Here is a 19,363-nt window from a genome sequence, read left to right as displayed (position 1 = left end):
TATGAAAATACGTTGGTTAAGTGTTGCAAAAGCATCTGTGTGCCTGGTTTGGCTGAGCGGAATGGCCTGGAGCCAAACCAGCCAACCCGTAGCGGAGGCTACGGCGTTGCGCGCAGGCAATTTGACCGAAAGCAAAAGTCTGACCCGCAAGGGCGAAAACTTGAACGCCAAAGACGAAAACGGCTGGGCCCCGTTGCACGAAGCTGTGTTGAACGGTGATGCCGCCAGCGTCCGGTATCTGTTGAAAAAGGGCGCGGACCCCAATGTTAGCAATCGCGCGGGGCTGACGCCGTTGATGCTGGCGGTGGGTGATCCGGAGAAGTTGGCGCTGTTGCTGGAAAGTGGCGCGAAGGTTAACGCCGTCAGTGCGGAAGGGAAGTCGGCGTTGTTGTTGGCCGCCGCGCAAAAGCGGGCGTTGCCGGCGGTCAAGCTGTTGTTGCGCAAGGGCGCGCAGGTGAATCAGCAAGACAAGCGTGGTGGCACGGCGTTGTTGATGGCTGCGCGCAATGGCGATGTCGAAACCTTGCAGTTGTTGCTCGAACGCGGGGCTGACACGCAGGCCATCTGGAAAGAAGGTTCGGTTCCCCCTGAAAACGGCACGAACGCGCTCGATCTGGCGTGTTACAGCCAAAACGCCGCGGCGGTGAAATTGTTACTGGCACGCGGGGTGAACATGGATAAGCGCGGGCGTCCGCTGATTTTTGCGACGATGCATGGCTCGCTGGACATTGCGCAATTGCTGCTGGCGGCGGGCATGCCGGTCAATGTGGCTGACCCGTTGGTGTATACGCCGCTGATTTACGCGACGCAGACGGAAAACGGCAATCTGGAATTGCTCAAGCTGTTGTTGTCAAAAGGCGCTGATCCACAGGCGAAAGCGCGGGATGGCAATACGGCGCTCAGCTTTGCCAAGCGCAAAGGGTGGACGGAAGCGATTGCGCTGTTGCAACAAGCGGGCGCCAGCGAATAGGCAGCGCCGCAAAACAGGAATCAAGCAAGGAGAAAGAAAATGAAACGCATGGTTTTTGTGATCGCACTCTGCGCCCCGGCGGCGCTTTACACGATGGATCACCAGGCAAGTCACGCCCAGCAACCGCCTTCTACAAAAGAAGTCGTTGAGAAAAGTGTCGGGTTGTTACAGACGTTGGGCACCCCCTTCATCGAACAAACCGGCTGTGTCTCGTGCCACAACAATTCCTTGCCCGCGATGGCTACGGCGGTTGCACGGGCGAAAGGCATCAAAATCAACCAACAAGCCGTTGCTGAAGAGAATCGCCAGGCGCTGGCAATGTGGGAGGGGCGGCGTGACCGCGTGTTGCAGGGCGATTCGTTCCCCGGGGCCACTGATACGGCCAGCTATATTTTGGTCGGTTTAGCGGCAGGGCGGCAGCCGTCGAATGCGACGACAGATGCGTTGGTCAACTATTTGCTGAGCCAACAAGAACGCTCTGGCAAATGGAACATTTTTATCAAGAGCCGCCCACCCATTGAATCAAGCGATTTCAATGCGACCGCATTCAGCTTGCGGGCGGGCTTTGCACAAAAAGTCCCGTTTGCACAAAAAGTTGAGTGATTGCGTAGAAGCGCGCGCAAATCCAAATGACTTATCGCCGCTTTTTTTCAACCTGCACAAAAAGTCCGTCATTTTTAGAGGTTTTTGTGCAAAGCCTTGCGGGCGATTCAGCTTTACGCGCCCAAGGGCCGTCAGGCCGAGGTCAAACAGCGTGTCGCCGAAGCCCGCAAGTGGTTGCTCAAAAAGGAAGCGCGCACGAATGAGGATCGCGTCTTCCAATTACTAGGCTTGCATTGGAGCGGCGAGCAGCCTGCGGCGTTACAGAAATTCGCCGCGCAGTTGCGCGCTGAACAGCACGCGGATGGCGGTTGGTCACAGTTGCCGACGATGGAAAGCGATGCCTATGCAACCGGGCAGGCGTTGGTAGCGTTGCAGCGGGCGGGCGGGATGCCGGTCAATGATCCGGTTTATCAGCGCGGCGTGGAATATCTGCGCAAGACTTGGCGGCCAGATGGTTCGTGGCAGGTGCGATCACGTTCTTTCCCGTTTCAGAAACAGTTCGCCAGTGGGTTTCCGTATGAACGCGATCAGTGGATTTCGGCTGCCGCTACCAGTTGGGCGGTGATGGCCTTGAGCCTGTCGCTTGATCCACCCGCGCTGGAAATTCAAGCGGACTTGGGCCGTCCGCTGTAGTAGCCAAGCAATGAATGTTCACCACGAAGCAACGAAGCGCACGAAGAGGAGTTTGGCTAAGCCCTCTTCGTACTCTTCGTTGCTTCGTGATTTCAGCTCAAGGTGTCGGCACGCGCGCGACCGCTTTCATCAAAATGCTGCCCAGGTACAAATGACCACCGAATTCGTTGGCGCTGGTCACGCTGGCATACGCGCCGGAGGTGTCACGCAAACTGTGGCGCACTTGTCCTTGTTCATCCAAGCCCAGTACCCAGGCAACGGGCGGCGGTTGAATTTGCACCCAGCGTTCGGGCAGCCGGAACAGCAACTTGCGCAGGAAGGGGTGGCCCGCCATTGCTTCGAGCGGGGCGCTGCGTGGCGCAGGCAGCGCGACCCAAAAGGTGCCGCTTTTGTTGAAGGAAAGATTGTCAGGATATCCGGGCAGCCCGTCGCAAAAGATTTCGCGTTGTCCGGCCTTAGGCCCTTTCAGCCAGAGCCGCCAGATGCGCGCGGCGATAGTTTCATTGACCAGCACGAAGGCGTCATCGGGACCAAGGGCGACGCCATTGGCAAAACGCAGGTCGCTCATCCGCACGGTCGTTTGTTTGGTCTGCGGATCGTAACTCAGCAAGCGACCCGTAGGTCGGGCTTCCCAGAAATCGTTGATCCAGTGATGCTGATCGAAGCGTTGCGAGGCGTCGGTAAACCAGATTGTCCCGTCCGCCGCGATGTCCAGATCATCGGGGAAGACCATGCGCTGGCCATTGATGCTGTCGGCCAATACCGTGATGTTGGCATTCGGCGCGATGGCGAGCAGTCCCTTGAAGGCATCGGCGACGATCAAATTGCCTTGCGCGTCGAATTGTATGCCCAGCGGACGCCCTCCCGTATTGACGAATTCTTCGCTCGTGTTGCCTTCGACGGGAAAACGTAAGATACGACCATCTTGCAAGCCAGTGTAAAAGCGCCCGTCCGGCCCGCGCGTGACATCTTCTGGCCCCAGCCCGGCATTGGTGAGCAACGTTGTCAATCCAAGCAGCGCACTGCTTTGCGCATACGGCCCGGTCAGGCCGGGATTGGGCGCGGGCGTCCAGACGACGGGATCAATCGCCACGGGCCAGAGCAGCAGATAGAACCCGAGCGTGAGGACAGCAAAAAGCAGCAGATTCGTCAGTCGTTTCATAAGTTGATTCCCCAATCATCTTGGTGGTTCCATGGTTCTTTGATCCGCGAGTTTCATTGTTCAGGAGTCAGGAGCCGGGAATCAGGAATCAGGTCTGCCGCCGCGCAGGCTTCTCATTAGGCCGTTTAGCATCTTGCCGAGTTCGGCGCTTTGTTGCAGCAACGGCTGGATTTCTGACAGTGGCAGCAGCCCAAGCTGATTGACTGTGTGCAAATCGGTTTCCAGCGCCATCAGTGTGCCGTGCGCAAACGACAAGCGGGACAAATACTCGCCTGAGTTGCCGCGCCCGTGCCCATCCGCAATCGAAGCGGGAACCTGCCGCACGCGGCGGCGAATATCCGCTGTCAACCCAAATGCTTCCGATTCTGGCAAACGCTGCGTAAAGGCATAACAAGCGGCGACCAATTCCATCCCCTTCTGCCAGACTTTCAAATCCCGATAAGATTGAATTGCCATCAGCACTCCTTTCCTCAACTGACTCCTGATTCCCGATTCCTGACTCCTGACAAACAAACCCTCTTCCGCTTAATGCCGGAACACCCCCCACTCCATCGTCCCTTCAAACGGCTTCTGATGCGCCGCCCACAACGCAATCGCCAACACTGTGCGCGTCTCGCGCGGATCAATGATGCCGTCATCCCACAACCGCGCCGTGGCGAAATACGGGTCAGATTCTTTCTCAATCTGCTCTTCCAACAGCTTTTTCATCACGGCCTGTTTGGTTTCGTCAATCGCTTGTCCCGCACGTACCGCCGCGTCGCGTTTGATGATGTCCATCACGCCCGCGAGTTGTTGGCCGCCCATCACGGCGATGCGGTGGTTGGGCCAGGTAAAGACAAAGCGTGGATCATAGGCCCGCCCGCACATCGCATAATTGCCAGCGCCATACGAACTGCCGATCATCACCGTCAACGCAGGCACGGTCGAATTGGAAACCGCATTGATCAATTTCGCGCCGTTGCGAATGATGCCTTGTTCCTCGTAGCTGCGCCCGACCATAAAGCCGGTGATGTTTTGCAGGAAGAGCAGCGGGATGTTTTGTTGATTGCAGAGTTGGATGAACTGCGCGCCCTTGTTGGCCGATTCGGAAAGCAGTACGCCGTTATTACCCAAGATGCCAATAGGGAAGCCGTGCAGGTAGGCAAAGCCAGTCACCAGCGTCGTACCGTAATTGGCTTTGAATTCCTCAAAGCGCGAACCGTCCACCAGCCGCGCGATGACTTCGCGCACGTCGAAGGGCACGCGCACGTCCGCCGAAGCGATGCCGAGCAATTCATCGGCGGGATACAGCGGGGCTTCGACCGGGCGGCGTTGCGGCAACGGGCGCGGTTGCAAATGGCTGACGATTTCGCGGGCAATGCGCAACCCATCGAGTTCGTCTTCGGCGAGGTAATCCGAGAGGCCGGAAAGCTTGCTGTGCATCTCGGCCCCGCCCAGCGTCTCTTCGTCCACAATCTCGCCGGTCGCCATCTTGACCAGCGGCGGGCCGCCCAAGAAGACCTTGGCCTGGTGTTTGATCATCACGACGTAATCGGACATGCCGGGCAGATACGCGCCGCCCGCTGTCGAATTGCCGAGGACAACTGAGATGGATGGGATGCGCGCCTTTGAGCGCCGCGTGATTTCTTTGAAGCCCGCGCCGCCTGGCACAAAGATTTTGTGCTGCACGGGCAAGTCCGCGCCCGCCGATTCTACCAGCGTGATCGAAGGCAAATGATTGGTCGCCACGATCTCGGCCAGCCGCGCGTTTTTGCGTTGGCCGATTTCGCTAACCGCGCCGCCCTTGACCGTGGCTTCGTTGGCGATGATGAAACATTGGCGGCCTTCGACGAGGCCCACGCCGCCGACGACGCCCGCGCCAACGAATTCGTTTTCCATCCCGTGCCCGGCCAGCGGCGCGATTTCGAGAAAGTAAGAGCCTTCATCCAACAGCATCTCGATGCGTTCGCGGGGCAGCAACTTGCCGCGTTTGAGATGGCGCTGGTTGTACTGGTCGCCGCCGCCGCGTGTGGATTTGGCGAGTTCCTGCTTGAGCCGTTCGACGCTGGCAGCGTTGGCGGCGTAATTGGCGCGGTAGCTTTCGTCGTTGGTGTCAATGAGGGATTTGATTGGGCGCATTGTTTGTCGAGTGAAAGGATCACGCGGGTTGTTCGACAAGCTGCCAGCTTGTCGAAGTCTCGGCGGCTTATCCATTGGGCTAACGGCCACGCCACGACAAGCTGGCAGCTTGTCGAACAATCCCGCTGGCGCCGCATCGTTGGTTGACAGCTTTTTAGGTTTTCGGTGACAGTATGGACGCGGGTCGGTGAGCAGGCAAGATCGCACCGCCCAACATTCCGCTCGAATCATTCACGCACAACGTCACCGCAAAAATGAAACAACATATTGCTGCCAGTTTGCTCGCCGTATTGCTTGCCTTGGTCAACCAAGCGCAGGCACAAGCGCCGCCGCCGACCACTGGCAACGCGCAGAAAAAAGAAGAAGAAGCTGACGCCAAACCTGCCGACGCGAACAAGCGCGTCGAACTGAACATGCTCGGCAAGACCGATGCGAGTTCGGGCGAAAGCCGCCGCAACGAAAACATCCAGTTCAATCTCGTAGACAACAATGCCCTCAAAGAACTGAACATCCGCCTGGGTACGACCGCGACCATCGTGCGCGAGTTTTCGCCCGTCAGCGGCTACTTTGGCGCGGAGTTCGGCAATGCGCCGCGTGCCGCGCTCACGGTGCCCGCCGCGTTGAAAGCGGGTTTTCACGGGCGGTTGTTCGAGAATCATTTGAACAGCTTGTTCAGCGCGCGTTCATTCTTTCAGGTCGGCGCGGTCAAACCGGCGCGCGAGAACGAGTACGGTTTCAACTTCGGCGTGAATGCCTGGCGCAACGCCAAGTTGTTTGTTGATGCCAGCCAGCAAAAGATTCGCGGCGTCGTCAACGGCAACGTGCTGGTGCCGCGACCGGATGAACGCACGCCGCTGGCAACCGACGCAGCCACGCGCGCTATTGTCGCGAAGTTTCTCGCTGCTTACCCGAAGGAATTGCCGAACCGCACCGACATCAATGCGCGGGCGCTGAACACAAATGCGCCACAGGCGATTGAGAACAATCAGGCGAATTTGCGGCTGGATCAGCAATTGACCAAACAGGATCAACTGGCGTTGCAATATCAGTTCACCGCGCAAACCGTAGACGCTTTTCAATTGGTCGCGGGGCAGAATCCCGACACCACCACCAAATCGCATCTGGCGCGTCTGGCCTGGACGCGCAGTTGGAATGCGCGGACGGTCAGCAGTCTGGTGTTCACGTATGACCGATTGACTTCGTTGTTGTTGCCGGAGCCGAATGCGGTGGGCAATTTCGTTTCGCCCGCCGGGCTGACCAGTTTGGGGCCGGACGGCACGATCCCGCTGAATCGCGCACAAAATCAAATGCGCGCCGCCGGGCAATTGCGCCACAGCGTTGGACATCACGAATGGTTGTTGGGCGCGACGTTGTTGCGGCGGCAGGTCAACGGCACCGAGACGGACGTGCATCGCGGCTACTTTTCGTTCAGCAATGATTTCGGCAACGACGCGATCACCAATCTACGTTTGGGGCGGCCTTCCCAACACATCGTTTCGATTGGCAACAGCTATCGCGCCTTTCGCAATTGGGAAGCGCAGCTATATGGCGGCGACAAATGGCAATTCAATGCGCGCCTGACGTTGCAAGCCGGGCTGCGTTGGCAACCCGTCACCAAACCCGTCGAGGTGCACCAACTCACGCAGGTTCCATATGACAGCGATTGGAACAATCTGGCGCCGTCGCTGGGCTTTGCCTACCGATTGCCACAACGGCACGGCGTATTGCGAGGCGCCTATGGCACGCATTTCGGCGAAGTCTTTTTTGTGACCTATCAGCAGTTGCGCTTCAGTCCGCCGGGCAATAACAAAATCGTGATCGTCGCACCATCGCTGGTCAATCCGCTAAGTACGGCGGGGCAAGGCGGGCCTGTGCGACCAGTGATTTATACGCTTGATCCCGCGCTGGCCACGCCCTATTCACATCAATACAACTTGAGTTGGGAGCCTGAATGGAACAAAACCTGGCGTTTGCAATTGGGTTACGTCGGCAGCCGGTCACACAAACTGCTTTCCATGTGGTATCTCAACCGCGCCAAACCTGTGCCGGGCGTTGAACAGATCACGGCCACCATCAACCAGCGCCGGGCCGATCAAACCATCACCGATTACCGCTTGGTCATCAATGGCTCACGTGGGTATTTCGATGCGGCGCGCGTTTCGCTGGTGTTGCCGAATTGGCGCGGCCTGATGGTGGATGTGTCGTACTGGTTCAGTAAGGCGCTGGATTTGGGCAGCACTTACACCAACACCGCTAACGAAAACGATTCGCGCTTGGGGCGCAGCCAGAGCGACACCGATGTGCACCGCGATATGAAGGCGTTGAGCGTCTTTGACCAAACGCATTCCTTTCTGTGGCGCGTGAGTTACGCGCTGCCCAAGCTCAAAGCCGCGCAACCATTTAGCGCGGCGCTGGCGGCGGTGGCGGGCGGCTGGAATCTGTCGAGCGTGGTCTTGGTCAAGACGGGCTTGCCCTTCAACGTGGTCAGCGGTTCCGACGGGCCGGGTTTCGGCAACGTAGACGGCAACGGCGCGGATCGTCCGAACCTGCTGGATACTTCGATCCTGGGGCGGACGATTTCAAACCCCGATACGTCGAAGCAATTGCTGCCGCGCGCCGCGTTCGCTTACATCAAACCGACCGATGCGCGCGGCAATCTGGGGCGCAACGTCTTTCGCAAAGGGCCGATTCACAATGTCAACGCCGCGCTGACGCGAGCCTGGGGTTTCAAACACGATTTGCGGCTGACGCTGCGCGCCGAATCCATCAATCTGTTCAACACGCCGCAATTCGCCGAGCCGGGTTTTGAACTGGCGAATGCCAATTTCGGCGCGATCACGAACACGTTGAATGAGGGGCGCACGTTTCGCTTTGGCTTGCAGTTGGGATGGTAGCCGAATCAATTGACAGCGCTGCGAAATTCAACGACCATCCCCGCCGCATTCAGGTAAATTTCTCTGCATTTTATAGATTTCAAGCATAAGACTTTCACCACGAAGCAACGAAGAGCGCGAAGAAGTCAGGAAGAAACGCTCGGATAGTTTGCTTGCTCTTCGTCATCTTCGTCGCTTCGTGGTTTCACTTTCTTGAAGTTGCTAGCACCAATAAATCCGAAAGGGCTTTCAGCACAACTATGGCAAAACGAAAGATCAACGTAGCCATGATCGGCTACCAATTTATGGGCCGCGCGCACAGCAATGCCTGGCGGCAGGTCTCACACTTTTTTGACTGTCCCGTCGAACCCGTGATGAAAGTGGTCGTTGGGCGCAACGCGGCGGCGGTCACAGACGCGGCGGGCAAACTGGGCTGGGAAGAAGCCGCGACTTCGTGGGAAGAGGTCATCAATCGCCCCGACATTGATTTGATTGACATCTGCTCGCCCGGCGCAGCGCACAGGCCGCAGGCCATTGCGGCGGCCAACGCCAGGAAGATTGTCTTTTGCGAAAAGCCGCTGGCGAATACGTTGGTCGAAGCGGAAGCAGTGCTGGACGCCGCCAAAAAGAACAAAGTCATTCACATGCTTTGCCATAACTATCGCCGCGCGCCCGCCGTGACGCTGGCGCAACAGATGATCGCCGCCGGGGAACTCGGCGAGATTTATCATTATCGCGGGACATATTTGCAGGATTGGCCGGTCAGCCCGGAGATGCCGCTCTATTGGCGCTTCGATAAAAAGATCGCCGGTTCGGGCGCGCTCGGCGACATCGCTTCGCACTCGATTGATTTGGCGCATTACCTCGTCGGCGAAATCACCGAGGTTTCGGGCTTGCTCAAAACCTTCATTAAAGAGCGTCCTTTGCCCAACGACCCGGCCAAGAAAGGCAAAGTTACCGTAGACGACGCCGCGCTCTCGCTCGTCAAATTCAAGAACGGCGCGATTGGTTCGATTGAAGGCACGCGCTTCGCGCTCGGGCGCAAGAATTACAATCGCTTCGAAATCAACGGCAGCAAAGGCTCGCTCGTCTTCGATCTCGAACGCATGAACGAACTCGAACACTACGACGACAAAGGTGTCAGCAGCGGCTTCAAAACGATTCTCGCGACTGATCCGGCGCATCCGTATTTCAAAGCGTGGTGGCCCGCTGGGCACATCATTGGCTACGAGCACACCTTCACGCACACGGTCTATGACTTGCTGCAAGCTGTGGCGAGTAACAAAGTGCCGACGCCGAATTTTGAGGACGGTGTGCGTAATCAAAAGGTGCTGGATGCCGTCGAGCGTTCGGCAAAATCACGAAGTTGGGAAAAAGTGTAGGGGGCAACCGCTTTTGTGGCAGTAGCCCGCGCGTGGGCAAGAGCTTGCATTGGCGAGTAAAGCCATTGCTCACGCGCGGGCTACTGCCAGGAAATTGAATCCGATGACCAGCTCAGAATTCAAAACGATGTTGCAAGCCTTAGCCGCTGGTTGGCAGCAGCGCGATTACGCCACAGTCGTGAGTTACTTTGCCGAAGATGTGCGTTATGCCGACCCGTTGCGTTATTCATTCGAGAATCGTCAGGACTTGCAAGCCTTCTTTGAGCACGACGAGGGCTTGGAGCAAAGCACGGTTTGGCACAACGTGATCTTTGATGAAGCCCAGCAGGTGGGCGTGGTCGAATACACCTACGACGGCGCTTGGTGCTATCACGGCACGGTTTGGATTCGCGTGCAGGACGGCCCTGATGGGTGGCGAAGATTACGCATTGGCGCGAGTATCAGCACACCGACCCGCGCGAATGGGAAGACTTTGCTTGTGGCACCGCCTTCTGATTACCCGCCAAAAAAGACGCGCCGAATAAACCAGTAACTGCCTGCCGCAATCACGCCAATTGAACCGCATACAACCACACGCTTCGCCAGCGCCGGATAGCGTTGGCGCAAGGACGCCAGCAGCGCTGCCACAATCACGACAAGGCAGACTTGCCCAATCTCAACGCCAACGTTGAAGGCAAACAGCGACCAGCCCAAGGCGCCGCGCGGCAAGCCGAAGTCGCGCAAAACATTGGCAAAGCCGAAGCCGTGCACCAAGCCGAAAAAGCAGGCGATCCAGGCGCGCACATCGCGGCCCGTTGCGCCGACCAGCAAGTTGTCTACGCCAACGTAAACGATGCTCAGTGCAATGGCTGCTTCGATCACGCGCGCCGGAGGATTGACGACATTCAACATCGCCAGCGTCAACGTCACGCTGTGGGCCAAGGTGAAGGCCGTCACGATGAACAGCAAGCGACGCAGGCTACCGCCTAATAACAACAAGCCCACCAAAAACAGAATGTGATCGAGGCCAGCAAAGATGTGATAGACGCCGTTGCTGATGAAGCGTTTGATGGCGGCCAGCGTGCCTTGCCGCGAGCCGGTGAAATGTTCAATCGTCCCGCGGTTGGGGCTAAAAACTTCTTGGCGCACCAGCGCGCCTGCTTCATAGACATTCAAAAACGTTTGGTGCTGCGGGTCGTAGGGAAAGAGCGCGCAGTGAACTCTAAGCAGTCCTGGCGCAGCTGAAGTCGCCCAGCGTAACTGCAACGTCAGCGCCTGCCGCTCCGGCGCTGGCTCCACACGCAACACTTCCAATGCGGGCGCGCGGCCATCCACGAGCAGCGACAAGCGGGCACGCAACAGGTTCAAGAGGTCTGCCTGTTTCGACGCGGCCAGCGCCGGATCGAGCAAAGCCTCGGCGGGCGTGACATTTAATTCATGCGCGAGGTCAAGCGTGTGGGCGGTCAGCGTGGCCTCGATGGCGTATTGGCCGACGCGCAAATCAAGGTAGCTATATGGGGCGGGGTGCGCGAAAAGTGGCGTTGTTGATTGTGTGAGCAACACAATCAACAACGCCATCTGGAATCTGTTTGCTTTGCGCACGGCGCTATTTCAGTTCGCCGTAAACAGCAGTCACATTGGCCTTCAACCGCGACATGCCGTAATCCTTGTATTTCTCAGACAGCTTGATTTCAGCGGCGGCCTGGTCAACGGTTTTGCCGGCCTGATTGGCTTGCTTGATGGCGGCCACCAGTTCGCGCATGAAATCGCCGTATTCTTTGAAATCATTCCACGTCATCACCGGCGCATGGCCGGGGATGACGGTTTCAACGCCTTTGATGCCCGCCGCGGCTTTCGCCAGCGTCTTCGGATATTCCAGCCCACTGCCGCCATTGCTGGTGTCCATAATCGGTGTGACTTTGCCGGAAAACAGGTCGCCGCTGTGCATTGTTTTCAGCAAAGGAAAGACGACCAGCGCATCGCCGCTGGTGTGGCCGGGGCCGAAGTAATGCAACTCAAGCTGGTCTTTCCCGCTCAACAAGCTGACCGTGTCTTTGAAGGTCTTGCCGGGCAGGAATTTTTTGCCTTCCTCACTTTGAAAGGCGGACATCCTCTCCATATTCGCCTTGGTGTTTTCCTGCGCGACGAATTCGACCGCGCCGGTGAAAGCACTGTTGCTGCCGACGTGATCGCCGTGCGTGTGCGTATTGATCACCATCATCACTGGTTTGGAGGTGACGGATTTGATCTTTTCCAGAATGCCTGGGCCGTTGTTGGGCAACTTGGTGTCAATCACGACCACGCCCTTTTCAGCCAGGTACGCCGCCGTGTTGCCGCCGCCGCCGCTGATCATATAAAGGTTCTCTTTGACCTTTTGTATCTCCAGCGCCGCCGGAGCAGGTTGTTGTTGCGTGGCCAGCAACGAGATGGCACCAGTCAGCAAAAGGCCGAACAAAACCGCGATGCGTTTCATGTAATTTCTCCTTGATTGGGGTTATGTGCGCGGCATCATAGACGCGGTTGCGAAGTGGCACAAGCGCCGCCGCCGTTTTTCTCGGACAATGACCGCAGAGGCTTGGCTGCTTTTGCTAGCATCTGTTAAAACAATTGGAACAAGAGGGGGGAGAATGCCAATGTCCATCCAAATCGAACAGCAAGGTAGCGTCACGATCATCAGTCTGAGCCGCCCGCAGGCACGCAATGCCGTAGACCGCGCGACGGCGCAGGCTTTGGCCGAGGCGTTTCGCGCTTTCGACGCTGACGAGACCGCCAGCGTCGGCGTGTTGTATGGCGACCACGGCACGTTTTGTGCCGGTGCCGATTTGAAAGCTATCGCCGCCGGGCAGGGCAATCGTGTCGAACCAGAAGGCGACGGGCCGATGGGGCCTTCGCGCATGCTGCTCGGCAAACCGGTCATCGCGGCTATCAGCGGTTATGCCGTCGCGGGCGGTTTGGAATTGGCACTCTGGTGCGACTTGCGCGTGGCCGAAGCGGACGCCGTGCTGGGCGTGTTTTGCCGCCGCTGGGGTGTGCCGCTGATTGATGGTGGGACGGTGCGGCTGCCGCGCTTGATCGGCTTGAGTCGCGCGCTCGATTTAATTTTGACCGGCAGGCCGGTGGGCGCGGAGGAAGCCTTGGAAATGGGCCTGGTCAATCGCGTTGTGCCGAAGGGTGAAGCACGAGTGGCGGCGCTTGCTTTAGCGCAAGAGTTGGCGCGCTTGCCGCAGGCGTGTTTGCGCAACGACCGGCTGTCGGCGTATGAGCAGTTCGATTTGCGTTTGGATGAGGCCATGACAAATGAGTTCCAACATGGCCTGGACTCGCTCGCAGCGGGCGCGCAGGCAGGCGCGGCGCGCTTTGCCACTGGGGCAGGGCGGCACGGCAGTTTTCACGATTGAATACTTTACCCCCTCAAGCCACACGAAAGATCACAGAGAACGGTTTTGCTTTTCGTGGTTTTTCGTGTGGCTTTGTGGGCGACTTCTTCGGAGGCAAGATGAAACGCACGATCATTGCTACGTTGTTGCTGTGTGTGTTGGGCAGTTTGAATTGGCCGCCGCCTCACTCGACGGCGGCGCAAGAGCGCAAGTTGCGCATCATCAGTTTTGGCGCGCATCCCGATGACGCCGAGATTGGTTCGTCGGGCACGGCGGCGTTGTGGGCGGCCAAAGGCCACGCGGTCAAACTCGTCGCCGTCACCAACGGCGACATCGGCCATTTCAAAGAAGGCGGTGGCGAACTGTATCGCCGCCGCAAAGCCGAAGTTGAACGCGCCGCTAAGCTGCTGGGTTACACCGTCGAATTGCTCGACAACCACGATGGCGAACTCGAAGTCACGCTCGAAAATCGCAAGAAGATCACGCGCCTCATTCGCGGTTGGAACGCCGACATTGTGATCAGCCATCGGCCCAACGATTATCACCCTGATCATCGCTACACTGGCGTTTTGGTGCAGGACGCGGCTTATATGGTCACGGTGCCGAATTTCTGCCCCGACACGCCGCACCTGACAAAAAATCCGGTCTTTCTGTATTCGTGGGATCGTTTCGACAAACCCAATCCCTTTACGGCTGACGTAGTGGTTGACATAGACAGCGTGATGGAAAAGAAACTCGACGGCCTGCTCGGCATGGTTTCGCAGTTTTACGAGGGCGGCGCGAATGGCGATGAATCGCTGCTGAACAAAGACCCGCAATTCGTTAAACAACGCTGGCAAACCGTGCGCGATGGTTGGGTCAATCGTCAAAAGGGCATCGCCAACAGATACCGCGCGCAACTTAACGAATGGTACGGCGCGGCGCGCGGCGGCAAGGTGCAACACGCCGAGGCGTTCGAGATTTGCGAATACGGGCGGCGGCCCGACAAGGCGGAACTCAAAAGACTCTTTCCGTTTTACGACTGATGACCATTCGCCCCGAACAACCTGAAGATGTCGCGGCCATTCGCCAGGTCATAGAGGCTGCGTTTGGCCGCGCTGCTGAAGCCGATTTGGTGGACAGCCTGCGCGCCAATGACAAAGCCGTCGTTGCGCTAGTGGCCGAATCCGATGGGCAAATCGTCGGGTACATTCTGTTCAGCGAGGTGACGCTTGAGACCAATCCGCCAGCCATCCGCATCATCGGCTTGGCTCCGCTGGCGGTGGCTCCGGCCTGGCAAAAACGTGGCATTGGTTCACAACTGACTGAAACCGGTCTGACGGCCTGTCGCGCTGCGGGCTACGACGCGGCGATTGTGCTGGGGCATCCCGCCTACTATCCGCGTTTTGGATTCGTACCCGCCAGCCGCTTCGGACTTCGCAGCGAATACGACGTGCGCGACGAAGTGTTCATGGCAATGGAACTGCGGACGGGCGCTTTGGCAGGCTGTTGCGGCCTGGCCAAATATCAACCCGAATTCAACGAGGTGTGAGATGGCAATCGAGAATCCAGAGCAAATCAGTTGGTTCCCCGTGCCTGCCGAAGATGAAGTGCACGAGAGTTTGCGCGGTCTGTTCCGCAAGGCCAAAGAGACGCTCGGCTTCGTGCCCAACGTCTTTCGCGTATACAGCTATCGGCCCGAACGGCTGATTGGCTGGTTCGGACATTACAAGCAATTGCATGTGCCGTCCGCGAACCTCAACGCCGCTGAGCGCGAAATGATCGCGGTGGCGGTTTCGATGGCGAATGGTTGCCTCTATTGCCTCGTCGCCCACGGCGCGGCCTTGCGTCAGACGCTCGGCGATCCGATTCAGGCTGACCGCATCACGCTGGATTACAAACGCGCCGGTGTCGGCCCCAAAATGGAAGCCGTGCTCGATTATGCGACCAAGCTGACGCTGTCGCCGCTCGACTGTTTGCAGGACGACCTTGAGCATTTGAAAAGCGTTGGCCTGACGCAGGCAGAGGTTTGGGATGTGGTTGAGATCGCGGCGATGTATAACTTCACGAACCGCATGGCGGCGGCGACGGGGATGATTCCGAACCGGGAATATCACGGGCTGGTCAGGTGACGCGCGCGATTACTGCTGACGATCAGGTATAAACGCCGCCATCGTCATGCCAAATTTCCATGCCAATTTCCCATGCCAATTCCCATGAAAGACCTATCCATACAGCAACAATTCAACGCCGCGCTCGCCCCCCTGGTCGAGCAGGTGAAAGCCGACCGTTCCATTCTCGCCGCGATCCTGTGCGGCAGCCTGTCGCACGACGCGGTTTGGGCCAAATCGGACGTAGACCTCGTGTTCATCACGCTCGACGATAAGAAGGCGGAAGGCGGCGGCTTGCCGCTCTATGCTGACGGCGTGAATGTGCACGCTTTGCTCATCTCGCGCACCGAGTTTCGCCAGACGGTCGAAGGCGCGTTGGGGCATTCGTTCATGCATTCGTTCCTGGCGAAGGGGCGCTTGTTGTATACGCACGACCCGACGATTGCCACGCTGTTTGAACGCCTGCGCGAAATCGGCGCGCGCGATGCCGAAGTGCAATTGCTGCGGGCCGCGACGCATGTGTTGGCGTGCCTTTACAAGGCGCACAAATTCTTTATCACGCGCGGCGACTTGGATTACACCGCGCTGTGGATTCTGGCCGCCGCCACGCCGCTCGCCCAGATCGAGGTCATCAGCGCGCGCCTGCTCGCCGACCGCGAAGTGATCCCGCAAGCGCTGAAATTGAACCCGGCCTTTTTCAAAACGATTTATGGCGACTTGCTCAACACCAGGAAGACCAAAAAGAATGTGCAGGCTGCGCTCGCGGTGATTGACGCCTATGTCGCCGCCCGCGCCGACTCGTTATTTGCGCTCGTGCTCGAACACCTGCGCGAAGTCGGCGAAGCGCGTTCGTGCACTGAGATCGAAAACCATTTCAAACGTAACTACAACATCGAACACGTCACGACGGCCTGCGAATATCTGGCCGACCAAGGGCTAATCGGCAAGGCCGGCTTGCCCGTCAAGCTGACGAAAAAGAGCAACGTTGAGGTACAGGAACTCGCTTTTTTTTATCACGATTCTGTTTAGCCACGTATTGCCCAACAAGAGTCGAGGTGCTATGGTGCGCCGCGCGTGCAGGACGCCTCTAGTCCGCGGAGAGGGCCGAGCCCACCTGAAACATCTGACCGAAACAACTTCGATCTTCTTTCAGCCCGGCGTGCGGACACGGGCACATCTGAAAGGAGATTCGTATGTCTGATTCCACTTTGCGCCTGCCCGCGCACCCTTCGCTCGAACAACTCCGCAAACAAGCCAAAGAATTGCTAAAAGATTACCGCGCTGATGCCCTCGCCACGGAACGCATTTGCGCCAGCAACCCGCGTTTGGCTGCTTCGACCCCAACCGCAAACCTGCTGACGTTGGCTTACGCGCAATTCGTGTTGGCGCGTGAATATGGGTTTGAGAGCTGGGCCAAGTTGGTACGCCACGTTGAAACCATCAATCCGACCGAATACCAGGCGCGCTATGAAAAGCTGGCACAGGATATTGTCGCGACCTATCACGGGGATGCCGCCGCCCAGCAACGTCTGGATGAGCAACTGCCCGGCAAGGCGACGATAGAGCGCTTTCAGGGAATGGTGCAGCAACGCATGCGCGCCCTGCTGGGCGTGGCCGAATGGAATGGGGAATTTACTTTGGCCGATGCGCAATTGATTCTGGCCCGACAGCATGGCTTCGAAGATTGGGCTGGGTTTTTGGAAAGCTTTGCCCAACCGCCAAGCGACTTACGCGCTGCCCCCATCGGACGAAGTTCGACGCCGCCGTTTTATAAGATTGACTGGGAGCGACACGCGATTGAGCCAGGGCCGACAATGTCCAGCCAGGATTGGGACACGTTGTTTGCCGTGATGGAAGAGCAACAGCTCACCAGTCTAAACGCCAATGGATTGCTGACGGACGCCGCGCTGGCACAGTTGGCGCAACTCGATTTTGTGACGAACCTGAATTTTGGCGGCACCAAACGCATCACCGACGATGGGTTGCGTCACTTGGCCCGCATGCCACAACTGCAAGAGATAGATTTGAGCGAATATCCCGGCGGGCAGATTACGGATCGTGGGTTGGAATGTTTGCGTCATCTGCCTGAACTCAGACGCTTCCAGATGTGTTGGCAAAGCGGCATTTCGGACGCGGGCGTCGCCAACTTGGCCTTTTGTGATCAGTTGGAAAGTGTGGATTTGCTAGGCACACACACGGGTGATGGCGCAATCCGGGTGTTGACGGGCAAGCGTAATTTGCGCCGTTTCAAGACGGGACGCTTGGTCACCGATGCCGGAATCCCGCTGCTTCATCAGTTGCCCGTCTTCAAAACCTGGCAAGGCGGGCAGATGAAATACGAACTGATGTCGCCCGACGCCGAGCCGAATCATTTGTTGTTGGACGGCCCTTTTACCGACAAAGGTTTTGCCAGCATCGCCGGACTTGATGGCTTATTCGGCCTGACTTTTTTCTGGCATGTCTCGGCTTTGACTGCTGCCGGACTCAAGCCGCTCGCGGATTTGCCCAAGTTAGGTTTTCTGGGTTGCCAGGATGCGCTTTGCAGTGACGAAGCGATGCGCCACATTGCCGCCATTCCACAGTTACGCATGTTGATGGGGCAGGGAACAGTGGCAAGCGACGACGGCTTTACGGCACTGAGCCGTTCACAAACCATCGAATACATCTGGGGACGCGAATGCCCGAACCTCGGTTCACGTGGCTTCACTGCGCTGGCAGAGATGCCCGCGCTCAAAGGCTTGGCGGTGAGTTGCAAGAACGTAGATGATGCAGCCCTCTCCACGCTGCCGCGCTTTCCGGCGTTGCGTGGCCTGATGCCGATGGATGTGACTGACGCTGGATTCCGCCACGTGGGCCGTTGCGAACAACTGGAAAACCTCTGGTGCATGTATTGCCACGACACCGGCGACGCGGCGACCGAACACCTCACGGGCTTGTCCAAGCTTAAAACGTATTACGCAGGCAAGACCAAAATCACCGACCGCAGTCTGGAATTGTTGGGCCGAATGCATTCGCTCGAAACCTTGGAGTTTTGGGAGTGCGGAGGGATCAGCAATGCGGGCTTGGCCTATTTGGCAAGCATGCCACACTTGCGAGAAATCACGGTTGGCGGCTCGCCCAATGTCACACGCGCAGGAATGGGGGTATTCCCAACCACTGTTCGCGCAAATTATTGGTAAAGGAAGGAGGAAACGATGATTCAACCCAATGAACTGAAGAAAACGCGCCCGCTGGAGCTTCACAACGGCATCGTCTCGACCACCACCGATGTCTGGAATATGCTGGTTGCCAGCCAGAACGGCGATTTGGCGCGGGTGAAAGAATTGGCGCAGCATTGCCCGGAGCTGCTCACTTGCCAATATGACTACACCTCACCATTGCACTTGGCGGTACGCGAAGGACATCTTGAACTTGTCCGCTACCTAATCGCGCAAGCCGGGATTGATCCGAACTATAAAACCCATCCTTTCCTGGAACTGCTCGTGACAGTTGCTGCTGACCGAGAATACGCCGAGATTTTGGCATTTCTGGAACAGAGTATCGCTGACTCCACACTGTTACGCACGTGGGAAGACATCGGGAAAATTGAGCGCGGCAAAGATGAAACGGTGCGGCGCTTCCAAGCAGCGGTGGATCATAACCGGCTCACCGAGGTCGAAGCCCTATTGAAGGATCGCCCTGAACTCGCGCTGGATGAAGATACGTTTTGGGGCGAAGGCATATTGGCAATGCCCGCAAAAGCTGAAGCCTTCGAAATGCTTGAATTGTTGATGCGCTACGGCGCGCGCGTTCCCGACATCTCCAAATGGGCGAAGGAGTACTATTTCAAGAAATACGAGAGTGCGGTCTTTCTGCTGGAACACGGCATGAATCCTAATCACATGAACTGGCGGCACGTCACGTTGCTGCACGATTTGGCGTTTAAGGGAGAAGTTCGCAAGGCCGGCTTACTGCTCGACTACGGCGCGGACATTAATCCGATTGATGAGGAGAACCGATCCACACCACTGGGCTATGCCGCACACTGGGGCCAGCAAGAGATGGTCACCCTTTTGTTGGAACGTGGCGCGGATGTGAACAAAGCGGGTGCGACGTGGGCGATGCCGCTGGCTTGGGCGCGGAAGAAGGGGCACGCCGAGATTGCAGCTTTGCTGCAACAACACGGAGCGAGTTAAA

18 protein-coding genes are annotated in these 19,363 nt (G+C 57.6%); 13 read left to right on the top strand and 5 right to left on the bottom strand.

Annotated features, from left to right (window positions below; genetic code table 11):
- Window position 1 precedes the first annotated feature (1 nt).
- The 3 genes from HY011_23120 (at window position 2) to HY011_23110 (ending at window position 2,206) form a co-directional block, all read left to right on the top strand.
- Window positions 2–970 (top strand): ankyrin repeat domain-containing protein, encoded by a 969-nt coding sequence (locus tag HY011_23120; GenBank protein MBI3425830.1) that lies wholly within the window; start codon window positions 2–4, stop codon window positions 968–970.
- A gap of 39 nt (window positions 971–1,009) precedes the next feature.
- Window positions 1,010–1,573 (top strand): hypothetical protein, encoded by a 564-nt coding sequence (locus HY011_23115; protein ID MBI3425829.1) that lies wholly within the window; start codon window positions 1,010–1,012, stop codon window positions 1,571–1,573.
- Between the two features lie 84 nt (window positions 1,574–1,657).
- Window positions 1,658–2,206, top strand: a complete 549-nt coding sequence (locus tag HY011_23110) for a hypothetical protein (GenBank protein ID MBI3425828.1) — start codon at window positions 1,658–1,660, stop codon at window positions 2,204–2,206.
- 97 nt (window positions 2,207–2,303) lie between these two features.
- Here HY011_23110 and HY011_23105 read toward each other — a convergent pair whose 3' ends face one another.
- The 3 genes from HY011_23105 to HY011_23095 form a co-directional block, all read right to left on the bottom strand.
- Window positions 2,304–3,368 carry an SMP-30/gluconolactonase/LRE family protein gene (locus HY011_23105; GenBank protein MBI3425827.1) on the bottom strand — a complete coding sequence of 355 codons (1,065 nt, stop codon included), beginning with the start codon at window positions 3,366–3,368 and terminating at the stop codon, window positions 2,304–2,306.
- A gap of 81 nt (window positions 3,369–3,449) precedes the next feature.
- The gene (locus HY011_23100) at window positions 3,450–3,824 is read right to left on the bottom strand and encodes a four helix bundle protein (GenBank protein MBI3425826.1); all 375 of its coding nucleotides are present in this window, start codon (window positions 3,822–3,824) and stop codon (window positions 3,450–3,452) included.
- Window positions 3,825–3,893: 69 nt separating this feature from the next.
- Window positions 3,894–5,486, bottom strand: coding sequence for an acyl-CoA carboxylase subunit beta (locus HY011_23095; protein ID MBI3425825.1), 1,593 nt, complete (start codon window positions 5,484–5,486; stop codon window positions 3,894–3,896).
- A gap of 254 nt (window positions 5,487–5,740) precedes the next feature.
- On the opposite strand from HY011_23095, the gene HY011_23090 reads away from it, so the two are divergent.
- The 3 genes from HY011_23090 (at window position 5,741) to HY011_23080 (ending at window position 10,273) form a co-directional block, all read left to right on the top strand.
- Entirely contained in the window at window positions 5,741–8,380 is a 2,640-nt protein-coding gene (locus HY011_23090; protein MBI3425824.1) for a hypothetical protein, read from the top strand.
- A gap of 239 nt (window positions 8,381–8,619) precedes the next feature.
- On the top strand, window positions 8,620–9,741 hold the full coding sequence (locus HY011_23085; GenBank protein MBI3425823.1) for a Gfo/Idh/MocA family oxidoreductase: 1,122 nt from the start codon (window positions 8,620–8,622) through the stop codon (window positions 9,739–9,741).
- A gap of 103 nt (window positions 9,742–9,844) precedes the next feature.
- Window positions 9,845–10,273: a nuclear transport factor 2 family protein gene (locus tag HY011_23080; protein MBI3425822.1), complete on the top strand. Its 429-nt coding sequence runs from the start codon at window positions 9,845–9,847 to the stop codon at window positions 10,271–10,273.
- On the opposite strand, the gene HY011_23075 is transcribed toward HY011_23080, so the two are convergent.
- Window positions 10,237–11,298 (bottom strand): HupE/UreJ family protein, encoded by a 1,062-nt coding sequence (locus HY011_23075; protein ID MBI3425821.1) that lies wholly within the window; start codon window positions 11,296–11,298, stop codon window positions 10,237–10,239. The two genes, HY011_23080 and HY011_23075, sit on opposite strands and share 37 nt — an antisense overlap.
- Window positions 11,299–11,326: 28 nt before the next feature.
- On the bottom strand, window positions 11,327–12,193 hold the full coding sequence (locus tag HY011_23070; protein MBI3425820.1) for an MBL fold metallo-hydrolase: 867 nt from the start codon (window positions 12,191–12,193) through the stop codon (window positions 11,327–11,329).
- Between the two features lie 160 nt (window positions 12,194–12,353).
- Between HY011_23070 and HY011_23065 the strand changes: the two genes are divergently transcribed.
- From HY011_23065 to HY011_23035, 7 genes are all read left to right on the top strand, one after another.
- The gene (locus tag HY011_23065; protein MBI3425819.1) at window positions 12,354–13,118 is read left to right on the top strand and encodes a crotonase/enoyl-CoA hydratase family protein; all 765 of its coding nucleotides are present in this window, start codon (window positions 12,354–12,356) and stop codon (window positions 13,116–13,118) included.
- Window positions 13,119–13,216: 98 nt separating this feature from the next.
- A complete protein-coding gene (locus tag HY011_23060) occupies window positions 13,217–14,122 on the top strand; it encodes a PIG-L family deacetylase (protein MBI3425818.1) in 906 nt (301 codons plus the stop codon).
- Window positions 14,122–14,628 carry an N-acetyltransferase gene (locus HY011_23055; protein ID MBI3425817.1) on the top strand — a complete coding sequence of 169 codons (507 nt, stop codon included), beginning with the start codon at window positions 14,122–14,124 and terminating at the stop codon, window positions 14,626–14,628. The genes HY011_23060 and HY011_23055 overlap by 1 nt, the downstream gene beginning before the upstream one ends.
- Before the next feature lies 1 nt (window position 14,629).
- On the top strand, window positions 14,630–15,208 hold the full coding sequence (locus HY011_23050) for a peroxidase-related enzyme (protein ID MBI3425816.1): 579 nt from the start codon (window positions 14,630–14,632) through the stop codon (window positions 15,206–15,208).
- 84 nt (window positions 15,209–15,292) lie between these two features.
- Window positions 15,293–16,216, top strand: a complete 924-nt coding sequence (locus tag HY011_23045; GenBank protein MBI3425815.1) for a hypothetical protein — start codon at window positions 15,293–15,295, stop codon at window positions 16,214–16,216.
- A 164-nt stretch (window positions 16,217–16,380) separates the two neighbouring features.
- Window positions 16,381–18,366, top strand: a complete 1,986-nt coding sequence (locus HY011_23040; GenBank protein MBI3425814.1) for a hypothetical protein — start codon at window positions 16,381–16,383, stop codon at window positions 18,364–18,366.
- A 15-nt stretch (window positions 18,367–18,381) separates the two neighbouring features.
- Complete coding sequence (locus HY011_23035) at window positions 18,382–19,362, top strand: ankyrin repeat domain-containing protein (GenBank protein ID MBI3425813.1); 981 nt, start codon at window positions 18,382–18,384, stop codon at window positions 19,360–19,362.
- Window position 19,363: the final 1 nt, after the last annotated feature.

This window comes from Acidobacteriota bacterium, assembly GCA_016196035.1.
Lineage (GTDB): Bacteria > Acidobacteriota > Blastocatellia > RBC074 > RBC074 > JACPYM01.
Note: the sequence above shows the minus strand (reverse complement) of the source record. Positions and strands in the feature narration are given on the sequence as shown.

What these genes read in the sequence shown, in the direction of transcription:
- HY011_23115 (MBI3425829.1), top strand. Translation starts at nt 1,010, where the DNA reads ATGAAACGCATGGTTTTTGTGATCGCACTCTGCGCCCCGGCGGCGCTT.
- HY011_23120 (MBI3425830.1), top strand. Translation starts at nt 2, where the DNA reads ATGAAAATACGTTGGTTAAGTGTTGCAAAAGCATCTGTGTGCCTGGTT.
- HY011_23065 (MBI3425819.1), top strand. Translation starts at nt 12,354, where the DNA reads ATGTCCATCCAAATCGAACAGCAAGGTAGCGTCACGATCATCAGTCTG.
- HY011_23085 (MBI3425823.1), top strand. Translation starts at nt 8,620, where the DNA reads ATGGCAAAACGAAAGATCAACGTAGCCATGATCGGCTACCAATTTATG.
- HY011_23075 (MBI3425821.1), bottom strand. Translation starts at nt 11,298, where the DNA reads ATGGCGTTGTTGATTGTGTTGCTCACACAATCAACAACGCCACTTTTC.
- HY011_23080 (MBI3425822.1), top strand. Translation starts at nt 9,845, where the DNA reads ATGACCAGCTCAGAATTCAAAACGATGTTGCAAGCCTTAGCCGCTGGT.
- HY011_23090 (MBI3425824.1), top strand. Translation starts at nt 5,741, where the DNA reads ATGAAACAACATATTGCTGCCAGTTTGCTCGCCGTATTGCTTGCCTTG.
- HY011_23070 (MBI3425820.1), bottom strand. Translation starts at nt 12,193, where the DNA reads ATGAAACGCATCGCGGTTTTGTTCGGCCTTTTGCTGACTGGTGCCATC.
- HY011_23040 (MBI3425814.1), top strand. Translation starts at nt 16,381, where the DNA reads ATGTCTGATTCCACTTTGCGCCTGCCCGCGCACCCTTCGCTCGAACAA.
- HY011_23050 (MBI3425816.1), top strand. Translation starts at nt 14,630, where the DNA reads ATGGCAATCGAGAATCCAGAGCAAATCAGTTGGTTCCCCGTGCCTGCC.
- HY011_23060 (MBI3425818.1), top strand. Translation starts at nt 13,217, where the DNA reads ATGAAACGCACGATCATTGCTACGTTGTTGCTGTGTGTGTTGGGCAGT.
- HY011_23035 (MBI3425813.1), top strand. Translation starts at nt 18,382, where the DNA reads ATGATTCAACCCAATGAACTGAAGAAAACGCGCCCGCTGGAGCTTCAC.
- HY011_23055 (MBI3425817.1), top strand. Translation starts at nt 14,122, where the DNA reads ATGACCATTCGCCCCGAACAACCTGAAGATGTCGCGGCCATTCGCCAG.
- HY011_23100 (MBI3425826.1), bottom strand. Translation starts at nt 3,824, where the DNA reads ATGGCAATTCAATCTTATCGGGATTTGAAAGTCTGGCAGAAGGGGATG.
- HY011_23105 (MBI3425827.1), bottom strand. Translation starts at nt 3,368, where the DNA reads ATGAAACGACTGACGAATCTGCTGCTTTTTGCTGTCCTCACGCTCGGG.
- HY011_23095 (MBI3425825.1), bottom strand. Translation starts at nt 5,486, where the DNA reads ATGCGCCCAATCAAATCCCTCATTGACACCAACGACGAAAGCTACCGC.
- HY011_23045 (MBI3425815.1), top strand. Translation starts at nt 15,293, where the DNA reads ATGAAAGACCTATCCATACAGCAACAATTCAACGCCGCGCTCGCCCCC.